The sequence below is a fragment of the Chitinophaga sp. MM2321 genome, from assembly GCF_964033635.1.
Classification (GTDB): domain Bacteria; phylum Bacteroidota; class Bacteroidia; order Chitinophagales; family Chitinophagaceae; genus Chitinophaga.
Genome location: NZ_OZ035533.1, coordinates 304080 through 316607, shown reverse-complemented (window position 1 = coordinate 316607; position 12528 = coordinate 304080). Strand labels below are relative to the sequence as shown.

The 12528-nt window shown below is 47.0% G+C and carries 11 protein-coding genes; 2 read left to right on the top strand and 9 right to left on the bottom strand.

Annotated features, from left to right (window positions below):
- Nucleotides 1–27 precede the first annotated feature (27 nt).
- Nucleotides 28–198 carry a DUF6728 family protein gene (locus ABQ275_RS01185; protein ID WP_349316432.1) on the top strand — a complete coding sequence of 57 codons (171 nt, stop codon included), beginning with the start codon at nucleotides 28–30 and terminating at the stop codon, nucleotides 196–198.
- Between the two features lie 8 nt (nucleotides 199–206).
- On the opposite strand, the gene lpxB is transcribed toward ABQ275_RS01185, so the two are convergent.
- The 7 genes from lpxB to metG all read right to left on the bottom strand — a co-directional run bounded on the left by lpxB (nucleotide 207) and on the right by metG (nucleotide 8979).
- Nucleotides 207–1310, bottom strand: a complete 1104-nt coding sequence (gene lpxB, locus ABQ275_RS01180) for a lipid-A-disaccharide synthase (protein ID WP_349316431.1) — start codon at nucleotides 1308–1310, stop codon at nucleotides 207–209.
- 19 nt (nucleotides 1311–1329) lie between these two features.
- Nucleotides 1330–1632 carry a hypothetical protein gene (locus ABQ275_RS01175; RefSeq protein ID WP_349316430.1) on the bottom strand — a complete coding sequence of 101 codons (303 nt, stop codon included), beginning with the start codon at nucleotides 1630–1632 and terminating at the stop codon, nucleotides 1330–1332.
- 43 nt (nucleotides 1633–1675) lie between these two features.
- Complete coding sequence (gene surE / locus ABQ275_RS01170) at nucleotides 1676–2452, bottom strand: 5'/3'-nucleotidase SurE (RefSeq protein ID WP_349316429.1); 777 nt, start codon at nucleotides 2450–2452, stop codon at nucleotides 1676–1678.
- An 84-nt stretch (nucleotides 2453–2536) separates the two neighbouring features.
- Entirely contained in the window at nucleotides 2537–3316 is a 780-nt protein-coding gene (locus tag ABQ275_RS01165) for an ABC transporter permease (protein WP_349316428.1), read from the bottom strand.
- On the bottom strand, nucleotides 3313–4164 hold the full coding sequence (locus tag ABQ275_RS01160) for an ATP-binding cassette domain-containing protein (protein WP_349316427.1): 852 nt from the start codon (nucleotides 4162–4164) through the stop codon (nucleotides 3313–3315). Before ABQ275_RS01160 ends, ABQ275_RS01165 begins: the two co-directional genes overlap by 4 nt.
- Nucleotides 4165–4312: 148 nt before the next feature.
- The gene (locus tag ABQ275_RS01155; RefSeq protein WP_349316426.1) at nucleotides 4313–6715 is read right to left on the bottom strand and encodes a 3-hydroxyacyl-CoA dehydrogenase/enoyl-CoA hydratase family protein; all 2403 of its coding nucleotides are present in this window, start codon (nucleotides 6713–6715) and stop codon (nucleotides 4313–4315) included.
- 128 nt (nucleotides 6716–6843) lie between these two features.
- Nucleotides 6844–8979: a methionine--tRNA ligase gene (gene metG, locus ABQ275_RS01150; protein ID WP_349316425.1), complete on the bottom strand. Its 2136-nt coding sequence runs from the start codon at nucleotides 8977–8979 to the stop codon at nucleotides 6844–6846.
- A gap of 128 nt (nucleotides 8980–9107) precedes the next feature.
- On the opposite strand from metG, the gene ABQ275_RS01145 reads away from it, so the two are divergent.
- Entirely contained in the window at nucleotides 9108–10016 is a 909-nt protein-coding gene (locus ABQ275_RS01145; protein ID WP_349316424.1) for an LD-carboxypeptidase, read from the top strand.
- Between the two features lie 3 nt (nucleotides 10017–10019).
- Here the strand turns inward: ABQ275_RS01145 and ABQ275_RS01140 are convergent, their stop codons facing one another.
- On the bottom strand, nucleotides 10020–10832 hold the full coding sequence (locus ABQ275_RS01140; RefSeq protein ID WP_349316423.1) for a HesA/MoeB/ThiF family protein: 813 nt from the start codon (nucleotides 10830–10832) through the stop codon (nucleotides 10020–10022).
- 20 nt (nucleotides 10833–10852) lie between these two features.
- Entirely contained in the window at nucleotides 10853–12214 is a 1362-nt protein-coding gene (locus ABQ275_RS01135) for a HAMP domain-containing sensor histidine kinase (protein WP_349316422.1), read from the bottom strand.
- Between the last annotated feature and the right edge of the window lie 314 nt (nucleotides 12215–12528).

Sequence of the window (12528 nt, the reverse complement as noted above, 5' to 3'; positions counted from 1 at the left end):
ATAACACTGATTTACGATCTTTGAGGTATGAAAAGCATCTGGCATCAAATCCTTCGATACTTCTATATTGGCAAAAAAGACCCGAATGCACCCACTACACGCTATGTAGCTATGATGCACGGTATGAACCGTATATCGATCCTTTTATTCCTGGTAGCCTTGATTATATTGATAGTCCGGTTGATCAGAAAACACTGATCCGCTGATTACGCTTTAGCAAATTGTGCAATCACTTCCGCGGCTCTTTTGCTGGCATCCTTCTCGCCCAGCTTATGCCACAAGTCGGCGTAGTCGGTCATTACGCGCTGACGGGCCGCATCATCCTTCAGCAGGCTGGTGAGTTCCTTTAACAGATTTTCTTCTGTGAGGTCGTGCTGGATCAGCTCTTTCACCACCAGCTTATCCATGACCAGGTTTACCAGGGAGATGTATTTTACTTTGATCAGTTTTTTGGCGAAGAAGTAAGAAATAGGATTCCCTTTGTAGCATACTACCTCAGGAACACCGAACAGCGCAGTTTCCAGCGTAGCGGTGCCAGAAGTAACCAGGGCCGCTTTTGCCTGCCGCAACAACTTGTAGGTTTGACCTTTGACCATGGAAACGTTCGGATGCTGCCCGGTGAGCCCCTCCAGGAAGTGATCGTCCAGGCTGGGCGCCTGTGCTACTACAAACTGGTATTCCGGGAAGTGCTTTGCCATCGTGAGCATGATGGGTAACTTTACGCTTACTTCCTGTTTACGGCTACCCGGCAATACCGCAATTACGGGCTTATCAGATAGCGGCGCATCTGCCGGTTGCTCTTTAGCCGCTTTGATCACTTCTACCAATGGATGTCCTACATACTCCACTTCGTAGCCCCATTTGTGATAAAACTCTTTTTCAAAAGGCAGGATACACAACATCTTATCTACACATTCCCTGATCTTTTTTACCCTGCTTTCTTTCCAGGCCCATACCTGGGGAGAAATATAGAATACGGTTTTAAACCCTTGCTGCTTTGCCCATTCGGCAATACGCAGGTTGAAGCCGGGGTAATCTACCAATACCACCACATCCGGTTGAAAAGCGGTAATATCTTTCTTACAAAAATCAATATTACGCAATATCGTACGCAGGTTCATGACTACTTCCACGAAACCCATAAATGCCAGCTCCTTGTAATGCTTTATTACATGGGCACCGGCCTGTTCCATCATATCACCGCCCCAACTACGTATATCCGCAGACGTGTCCTGCTGTTTTAATTGTCTGACAAGGTTGCTGCCATGCAAGTCACCAGAGGCTTCTCCCGCAATAATGTAATATTTCAATATGGTGTTGTATTAAAAATTATCTGATCAGTTTGAGTAACAATATACCTATGGCATACAACATGGTAACAAGGAAAACTCCCTTTGCAGTAATATCTCTCCGCTTCCTGGTATACAGATAAAAGACCAGCCCGTTTACCAGCAAACAAATGCTGGTGATTTTCGGAATCATTTGCCTGTTATCTTTCAGGATCGCAAAAAACTGTCCCAGGCCGATATTATTATGCGGCTTGATTACAAAAAAATAATAAAGGAAAAATGCCAGCAAAGGTGTGATAAACCCCAGCACAATTCCCAAGGAGAGATTGTCTTTTTTTAACATACTGCTATTATAATGCGATATCAGGATCTACAGCTATCTCTATTCACAAATCCTTCCACTCCTCTTCCAACTTCTTTTTCAACTTATAATTGGTGAGATCGAACTGCACCGGCACCAGGGAGGCATAATTATTCTCCAGCGCCCATACATCTGTATCTTCACCCGTATCACGGTTTTTAAATTCACCGGTGAGCCAATAGTATTTTTTACCATGCGGATCACGGCGTTCATCAAATTCTTCCACCCACTTGGCATCTGCCTGCCGGCTGATCTTCAGACCTTTGTAATCTTTCTCACTGACAATAGGGATGTTTACATTAAACAAAGTACCTACCGGCAGTTCCGATGCCAACATCCGCTGTGTTACTTCCCGCGCCACTTTTGCCGGCAGGGAGAAATCAGCATCATAGCTATACTCCAGGAAAGAAAACCCAACGGAAGGAATACCTTCAATAGCCGCTTCCATGGCAGCCGACATCGTGCCTGAATAAATTACGTTGATAGAATGATTAGCGCCGTGGTTAATGCCACTTACACAGATATCCGGCTTTGCATGCAGGATCTTATCGCGGGCCAGTTTTACGCAATCCACCGGTGTTCCGGAGCATTGCCATGCTTCAATACCTTCAAAAATATCCACCTTTTCCAACCGCAGCGGTACACCAATTGTAATGGCATGGCCTTTCCCTGATTGGGGGCTGTCCGGCGCCACTACCACCACTCTTCCGAGTGGCCGCACCGCTTCGATCAAAGCACGTATACCCGGCGCCGTTATCCCATCATCATTTGTGACCAGTATCACTTTCTCCTGTTTACCCATAATTCACGTTTTAACTTTGCACAACAAATTTAAGCTCTCTTCCAATCATTTCGCTTTAAAAGAATGTGAAATATATAGATAATTTTAAAGATCCGATTTTAATACCTTCCTGAAAACCAGGTAGATGGCAATAGCGATATATACAAACAAGCAAACCAGGTAGGTGCTGTCTTCATACCTGTCTACTGTTTTCATCATATTACCGACTAAAGGGAAAGGCAACAACTCATCACCGGTTTGCAACGGCAACAGCCCTCCTATCGGTCCAACATTTTTTTTCAGGATGAATACAAATGTCTGCTCCAGCATCATGGTATAACCCAGGAATATCACGATGGCAAAGCCTGCCCGCTTTACCAATACACTCAGCAACAGGGCAAAACAAAGGGTGAGCAATACCTGGAAAAAGTAGTAGAACATATACACAAAACCTTCTGTACTGAAACCGGAGGTACCATAGGCTGCACCGAAAACCGCGGCGGTAAGCGTGGCTACTACAAACGCCAGTACCGACAACAGCAGCACCCAAAAGAGTTTGGCATATACAAACTGTTTCCGTTCCCAGCCGTCAATAATATTCTGGCGGTTGGTGCGGTAAGTATATTCGTTGGTCACCAGGATCATCAGCAACAGTCCGAACAGGGAAGAGATATAGCTGCTCACATTGGCCACTGTCTGCCATACGGTTGGATAATTAAAGGGCGATGATCCCAGCATTTTCGTTGCATCGCCCAGCTGGCGTGTAAATACTTCTGCCGGCACATAGTTTCCGGCTGGAATTACGGCTACGGCGACGATAAGCATTACCCAGAAAGTACGGTAATTTTTTACTTTGAGCCATTCTGTATAAATGAGCTGTTTCATGATGCGGAGACGTTGGTAATTTCAAGGAATGCTTTTTCAAGGCTCTTTTTGCGCAGTTGCAGTTGTTGCAACCATATGCCCTGTTGGGCGCAATAGCTGTTTACCGCTGCGGCATCGGGTTGTGTGCTGAACACCGCTATCACGCTGGCGCCGTTGACGCGGGCGCTGGTACAGCCGGGGTATTGCAGCATGGCCGTGCATAGCGCGTTGTTGTCTGCCGCAGCCAGCTCCAGGTAATCATGACGGCTGATCACTTCATTAACAGCGCCGGAGAGCAATAGCTTACCCGCGCGCAGAATGGCTACATGTGTGCATACTTTTTCCACTTCATCCAGCAGGTGGCTGGCCAGGATAATGGTTTTGCCTGTATCCGCGAGGCGACGCAACAGATCCCGCACTTCAGCAATACCTGCGGGGTCCAGCCCATTGGTAGGTTCATCCAGGATGAGTACTTCCGGATCACCGAGCAACACGGCGGCAATAGCCAGCCGCTGCTTCATACCAAGTGAATAGGTTTTGAAGGGGGAATGTTGTCTTGCTGTGAGGCCACAGATATCCAGTACGCGGGCAATATCATCATGGCCACGTTGCTTGATAGCAGCGGAGATCTCCAGATTTTTATAGGCACTCAGGTAATGATAAAAGTTCGGTGTTTCCAGCAAAGTACCTATCTGCCGGCGTTCGCTGGCGGTGGCCGTTTTGTCAAAAAGCGTAAAGCTGCCGCTATCGGCTTTCAACACGTCGGTAACGATGCCCAGCAACGTGGTTTTGCCGCTGCCGTTAGGGCCCAGTACACCGAAGATGGCACCCGGCGGCACATCAAAAGATACCCCCGATAAGGCCTGCACAGGCCCGTACTTTTTTGAGATGTTTTGTAAGGATAGAACTGGCACTGGTAAAAGATCTGTTATGAATGATATAAAAAAAGAGGAAAATGCAGCGAATGATCTTATGGCAAATCTTCACTACATTTCCCCTGAACTTACATTTACATTGTTAATTACGTACCGGCTTGCCCGTTTTGATCACGCTCTGCAAACGTTCCAACGTTTTGCGCTCACCACACAAACTCAGAAACGCTTCGCGTTCCAGGTCCAGCAGGTATTGTTCGCTCACGAAAGAAGGTTCTGTTAAATCGCCGCCACACATCACATAAGCCAGTTTGTTGGCCACTTTCTGATCGTGTTCAGAAATGTAGTTGCCAAACTTCATCGCATACACACCTGCCAGCAGGGCGCCCAGCGCGCTGCGGCCCATCACTTTCACATCGGTTCTTTCCACCGGTCGGGTATATCCTTCATCTGCCAGCGCAATCACACTACGTTTGGCGTCTGCAATAAGACGGGCCGGATTCAGGGTAATTTCATCATGCCCTTTGCGCAGTACGCCCATATCAAATCCTTCAAAACCGGAAGTCGCTACTTTGGCAGTGGCTACGGTCATGAAGTAATCTTTCAATGGTTCTTCTTCTATACGGCCTTCTTTATATTCCAGGCTTGCGCGCAACGCCATTTCTTTGGTACCGCCACCGCCGGGGATCAGCCCTACGCCCAGTTCTACAAGACCAATATAAGTTTCGGCAGCTGCCTGTATTTTATCTGCATGTAAACACATCTCACAACCACCACCCAATGTCAGTGCATGTGGTGCCACTACTACCGGAATATTGGAATAACGCAACCGCATCGTAGAACGCTGGAACAGGCGCACCGCCATATCCAGCTCATCAAATTCCTGTTCGGCTGCCAGCATAAATATCATACCGACGTTTGCGCCGGCAGAAAAATTTGTGCCTTCATTACCCACTACCAGTCCGCGGAAATCTTTCTCCGCACGGTCTACCGCCTTATTCAACCCTTCCAGTACTTCTCCGCCAATAGTGTTCATCTTGGTTTTCCAGTCGAAACACACCACACCATCGCCGATGTCGATCAGGTTGCAGACGCTGTTTTTCCAGACAACATTATTGGAGAAGTTTTCGAGTATAATAAATTCTCCTTCGCCCGGCATGGCTTTGTAAGCCTGTGAGGCGAGGTCATAATAAAATTTCTTGCCGTTATCAATTTTATAAAAACTCTTGATACCCTTTGCCAGCATATCTTTCACCCATTGGGCTACTGTCAGTCCTTTTTCTTCTATGAGCTTGATGGATGCTTCCACACCCAGCAGGTCCCAGTTTTCGAAAGGGCCGATTTCCCAGCCGAAACCAGCTTTCATGGCGTCATCTACTTTGTAGATATCATCGGCTATTTCAGGCACACGGTGCGATACATAGGCGAACAGGTAAGCATGAAGCTGCTGATAGAACTCCCCGGCTTTATCGGTAGCCGCTGCCAGCATGCGAATGCGCTGCTTCAGGTCTTCCACCGGTTTGGCCGCATCTATACTGGCAAACCTGGCCTTTTGTTTAGGCCCGTATTCCATGGTGTTCAGGTCGAGCGTCAGAATTTCCTTGCTGCCACCCTCTCCTTTTGTTTTTTTATAGAAGCCTTGCCCGGTCTTATCTCCCAGCCAGTTGTTTTCCACCACTTTCTGCAGAAACAGTGGAATCTTGAAAATGCTGATGGCTTCATCATCCGGACAGTTTTCCATCACGCCTTTGGCTACCCGCACCAGGGTATCAATGCCCACCACATCCGCTGTACGGAAGGTGGCTGATTTAGGATGACCAATCACCGGACCGGTTAAGGCGTCGATTTCATCAACACCTAATCCCATTTCCTGCATGATGTGAAAAATAGCCATGATAGAATACACGCCTACCCTGTTGGCAATAAACGCGGGCGTGTCTTTACACAACACGGTTGTTTTGCCCAGGTAAAGATCACCGTAGTGCATCAGGAAATCGATGACGGCCGGATCAGTATGTGGTGTAGGTATAATTTCGAGTAAGCGCAGGTAACGGGGAGGATTAAAGAAGTGCGTTCCGCAGAAATGCTTTTGGAAATCTTCGCTGCGGCCTTCGGTCATCAGGTGAATGGGAATACCGGAGGTATTGGAAGTGATGAGTGTACCGGGTTTGCGGAATTTCTCCACCTGTTCAAACACGGTTTTCTTCACATCCAGGTTTTCTACCACTACTTCTATGATCCAGTCTACATCAGCGATGCGCTTCATATCATCGGTGAAGTTGCCCGTTTTAATACGTTTCACCACATCTTTGTTGTATACGGGGGAAGGATTTGACTTCACAGCAGCCAGCAGGGCATCGTTCACAATCCGGTTTTTTACAGCGGGGCTGTCCAGCGCCAGATTTTTCTTTTTCTCTGCATCGTTTAATTCCCTGGGCGTAATATCCAGCAATAAAACCTGTACGCCAATACCTGCAAAATGACAGGCAATTCTTGATCCCATTACTCCAGAGCCTAATACGGCTACTTTGTTGATGTGTCTTTGCATAGCTTTTAGCATTTAGCTGTCAGCGGTTAGTCTTAGCGGAGCTTCCAGCAATTGTGACTTAACTTTACCGATCATTGAATTTAGCATTTTTTGTACTTCCATCATCAGGCTACGGAGTAATTCTGTAATTAACTCACACCACTACCGGGTTGTACGGCTTCGGCGGGATTTACAAAGATCAGTTTGCCGTTATCTTCTGCCATCAGGATCATGCCCTGACTTTCGATGCCGCGCATTTTGCGGGGCGCCAGGTTGGCTACCAGGGTTACCTGTTTGCCAATGATGTCTTCCGGTTTGAAGTGCATAGCAATGCCGGATACAACGGTACGTTGCTCTGTACCTATGTCTATCAGCAGTTTCAGTAATTTATCAGCCTTCTCTACTTTTTCTGCAGACAGGATGGTTCCTACACGCAGGTCCAGTTTTGCGAAGTCGTCGAACTGGATTTCCGGTTTGGCCGGTGCAGCAGCTTTTTCTTCTGCAACGGGTGCAGGAGCCGCGGCGGCAGCTTCAGCAGCAGACTTTTTCAGGCCGGCATGCAGTTTTTCTACCTGTGCTTTTACCTGGTCGTCTTCCACTTTTTTGAAGAGCAATTCCGGCGCACGCAGGGTGTAGCCTACTTTCAGCAAGGTGTCACTGCCGGCATTTTCCCATTCCAGCATACGGTCCACCACTTTCACCATGTGACAGATTTTTCTGGCGGTAAAGGGCAGGAACGGATTTATAAAGATGGCCAGGTTGGCAGTAAGTTGCAGGCATACATACAAACAGTTGTCTATTTTGCCCTGCAACATCAGCAGATCCTTTTCTGTATACAGCGGATCAGCTGTACCCGCTTTGATCCTTTCCATGGCAGACGCCAGTTTCCAGGGCTCATTTTTCTGTAAATACTGGTTTCCTTTTCTGGCCAGGTCAATAACTTCCGCCAGGGCTTCCCGGAAACGGTAGTTTTCCAGGCTGCTCTCAATCTTTTCTTTGGAAAGGGTAAATTCTTTCACCAGGTCTTTGTCGGCAGCTTCCACAAACTCTTCGTGTAGCCGTGGCACTTTACCACCGCACAGCTTGTGCATCAGCACCATGGTACGGTTGATGAAGTTACCGAAGATGGCTACCAGCTCATTATTATTGCGGTCCTGGAAATCTTTCCAGGTGAAGTCGTTGTCTTTTGTTTCCGGCGCAGTACTGCACAGTACATAGCGCAGGATATCCTGCTGATCGGGGAAGTCCTGGATATAATCATTTATCCATACCGCCCAGTTGCGGGAGGTAGATACTTTTTCTCCTTCAATATTCAGGAACTCGTTGGCAGGCACGTTTTCCGGGAAAACGAAATTGCCGTGCGCCTTGAGCATAGCGGGGAAAATGATACAGTGAAATACGATATTATCTTTCCCGATAAAATGTACCAGTTTGGTATCATCCTTACACCAGTAGTCAGCCCAGTCCGGGGTGAGTTCTTTGGTAGCGGAAATATAACCGATAGGCGCATCAAACCATACGTAGAGTACTTTTCCGTCTGCATCCGGCAAAGGAACTTTGATCCCCCAGTTGCTGTCGCGGGTCATGGCGCGGCTTTGCAGGCCGTTGTCCAGCCAGCTTTTACACTGTCCGTATACGTTATTTTTCCACTCTTTATGACCTTCCAGCAGCCATTCTTTCAGCCAGGGTTCATAGTTCTGGAGCGGCATGTACCAGTGCTTCGTTGTTTTCTTTATGGGCACGGCGTCGCTGAGGGCGGAGTGCGGGTTGATCAGTTCATCGGGGCTTAGTGAGCTGCCACAGCGTTCGCACTGATCGCCGTAAGCCTTATCATTGCCGCATTTGGGGCAGGTACCGATGATGTATCTGTCTGCCAGGAAAACTTTCTTTTCCGGGTCAAAATATTGTTCTGTTTCTTTTTCTTCAAACAGGCCGTCGTTATACATCTTCAGAAAAAAATCCGAAGCTGTCTGGTGATGTATGGGATCACTGGTACGGGCAAAGATGTCGAAAGAGATACCCATTGCGGCGAAGCTGTCGCTGATGATCTTGTGGTATTTATCCACAATATCCTGCGGGGTTACATTTTCTTTCATGGCTTTGATGGTGATAGGAACACCATGTTCATCCGAACCGCAAACGAATTTTACATCTGCTTTTTTAGCGCGCAGATATCTTACATAAATATCTGCAGGCAGATAGCAGCCGGCCAGATGGCCTATATGTACCGGGCCATTGGCATACGGTAGTGCCGCAGTTATTAAATATCTATTAAATTTTCCCATACTATCTTAAAGAATGCTTAAATAAATTTTAAATCGGATTTTTGTTTTTGGAATCACCAAACAATTTACCACCTTAGTTCGCGAATAGTAAATGTATTCACTAATCTGCAAAGGTAAACAAAAGTACAATGGTAAAAATTCCGCCATATCTGAAAAAAGGCGATCTGATAGGAGTTACCTGCTCCAGCAGTAAAATGGAGCTGCAGGCGGCAGAATATGCAGCCGGCATATTAGACGCATGGGGATACCGGGTACACCTGGGTATTACGGTAGGCACCAGCTTCCACAATTTTTCCGCACCCGATGAACTGCGGCTGGAAGAATTACAGGATATGCTGGACGATCCTGAAATAAAAGCCATTGTATTTGGCCGTGGTGGCTATGGTATGGTGTGTATCCTCGATAAACTCGATTTCACCCGCTTCCGGAAACATCCAAAATGGCTTTGCGGCTATAGCGATGTTACCGCCCTGCACGCACATATCCATCAGCGTTATAATATTGCTTCCCTGCATACCCTCATGTGCAGCGGCATTACACCGGCTACTGCTGAAAATGAATACGTGCATAGCCTCGCTGCTGCTTTAAAAGGCAAGCCTTACCGCTATACAACGCCCTCGCATACACTAAACCGGGCCGGCAAAGCCACCGGGGCACTCGTAGGCGGCAACTTGTCCATGCTGGCCAATGTTTCCGGCAGCCGATCCCAGGTGGATACCAAAGGCAAAATCCTGCTGCTGGAAGATATCGGGGAATACCGCTACAACATAGACCGCATGATGTATAACCTCAAACGCGCCGGCTGGCTGGATAAACTGGCAGGCCTTGTAGTGGGCGCCTTCGTTGACGGAAAAGATACTAATACTCCTTTTGGTCAGACGGAGTATGAAATTATCCACAACATCGTAAAGGATTATGGCTACCCGGTATGTTATGGTTTCCCTTGCGGACACCAGACAGAAAATTATGCGCTGAAACTGGGACTGAAGCACGAACTGAAAGTAGGAGAACTGAAGAGCATCCTGACCTGCGATTAGCAGCTAGTCTTCCACATCCGGTACTATTTCCAGCCCATATTCCTCCGCCGATAAAACACCCTGTTCACGGGTATTTTGCAACACTGCCGGATCGGGCGTCAGGTCGTGCAACTGGGTTTGATTGTGCAGATAATCCATGCCATGGAGCTTGCCGGCGAGTCCGCCCGGTACACCAATCAGGTATTTCAGTACTTCACAAACGATATGCATACCGGTAGCGCCGTGTGTGGCGCCGATAGCGCCTGCATCGAAGTTGCGGTATCCTTCTGTGAGCTCCAGCGCACAGCGGTAAGTGGCCGAAGTGGAACCATCGGGCATGGGCATATTAAAGCCGGCACACCAGGCCATCCAGTTGTGTACTTCCCCTATTACAAAAGGTTTATCGTGCTTTACACAGGCATCATTGATCACCAGGTGCGTAGGCTGATGCTGGGAGCAATCGATCACCAGGTCAAAGCCTACCAGGAGCAGGGCTATATTTTCCGGCTTCACCTGTACCAGCATCGGGTAATGTTTTGTGTAGGGATTCACCGCCCAAAGCCTACTGGCAGCCATTTTAGCTTTATGTTTACGGATATCCTGCATCTGGTATATAGGTTGCCGGTGCATATCTTCATCATTGATAACACCATAGTCCGCAATGCCCAATACACCCACGCCGCTGGCACTGAGGTATTGCAACACCGGGCTGCCAAGACCACCGGCGCCAACCACCAATACACGGGCATCCTGTAACTTTTCCTGCATTTCCAGGCCTATACCGGGAACGGCTATAGGATTTTTAAAATGCTGTATTTCTTTTTCAGTTAATGTCATGCTCATAACCTTTAGCTAGTCTAGTCCTGCGGAAATTCCAGGGTAAATTTACTTCCTTTACCCACTGTGCTTTCCACCTTAATTTTTCCTTTATGTGCATCTACGATCGCTTTCACGTAGGTAAGACCAAGACCGAAGCCTTTTACGTTGTGTACATTACCCGTATGTGCGCGGTAGAATTTTTCAAAGATACGCGAAATAGTATCCCGGCTCATGCCGATACCGTTGTCTGTAATGATCAGGAACAGGCTTTTACGGGTGTTATAGGTATGTATCTTTATTTCCAGGTTTTCGTTGGAATACTTGATGGCATTATCCATCAGGTTAAAGATCACGTTGGAGAAATGTACATCATCTGCCATGATCACCGGGTTAATGGCATCGAGTTGCAGATCTACCACCCCGCTTTTGGCGGATAGTTGCAGTTGCAGGTTATCCGTCGTATTCTGGATAACAGCATGCACGTCTGTAGCCTGTAGTTTAAGTCCGATTTCATCTTTTTCCAGCAGGGCAGACTGGAGGATACTTTCCACCTGTTTGTTCATGCGTTTATTCTCCTCTTTGATAATGCCGGAGAAGTAACGGATCTTATCCGGCTTATTCAACACTTTTTCGTTCCCGATAGCGTCAATGGCCAGGGAGATAGTGGCCAGCGGCGTTTTCAGTTCATGGGTCATATTGTTGATGAAATCAGACTTTATCTCTGAGAGCTTTTTCTGATTCAGCAGGGTACGGATGGTGAGGGCAAAGGCGGTGACGATGATCATGGTAAACAGGACCCCGCCGGAGATCATAAAGCCCAGCTGTTTGGCGATGGAATCATCTGCCCGCATGATGATCATGAGGCTCTCCGTTTGTGGCCCGAGGTTACTGACATCTTCCAGTGGGATGACCGGTATCTGGTACTTTTTATGTTCACTAACACTATCCCGCTGGTTCTCCTGGTACATTTTTTCAAAGCCGGCCGAATGCATTTTCAACTGGGAACCAATCCCCACCACCGGGGCAAGGATGGCAAATTCGAAATGAGCGGAATCGAGGTGATTTTTCCTCATATTGGTCTGTATACATTTCCTCAGTTCCTGTACGGTAAAAAAATCGCTTACAGGGGGTTGGTTGTAAGGCAGCCTGTTCATATCCATCCCGAACCCCTTAATTGCGTTAGGGTCCTTGCCGTTCAGCTTAAACATAAGGGCAGTCTGGCGGGTATACAGCATGTCGTTCTGTACGTCTCTTATCATGCCTACAGAACGCTCAAAAAGCTGCTCCTTTTTAATGGCAATGGCGCTTTTGATCCAGTTTACCTGGATGTAAATAATGCCAAACAGCGACAGCGTAATAAGCACAACGATTACGGGAAATATTCTCTTCAGTGGTATCATGAAAGTCAAGTCAGGCTTAAATATACTTAACCTGGGAAATTATTAATTGTTAAAAAAGATATTTGCTATAGCAACTATGATACAAAATTAAATAGTTAGGTTGGCAGCTATACTTCTCTACTGCAATACAATATTACTTTAACGTAATTTTAACTGGCATCTGCTCATTTTATTAGTTCTACTTTCCTTACCTTTGCTATACAATATTGGTACTAAATTTGATTAGTATCATATATAACAAAGTAATTAAACTTTCTACATACATCGACGTGGATTCGTTCCATAAGCGATTTAGATTTTGGTTGATAAAATGG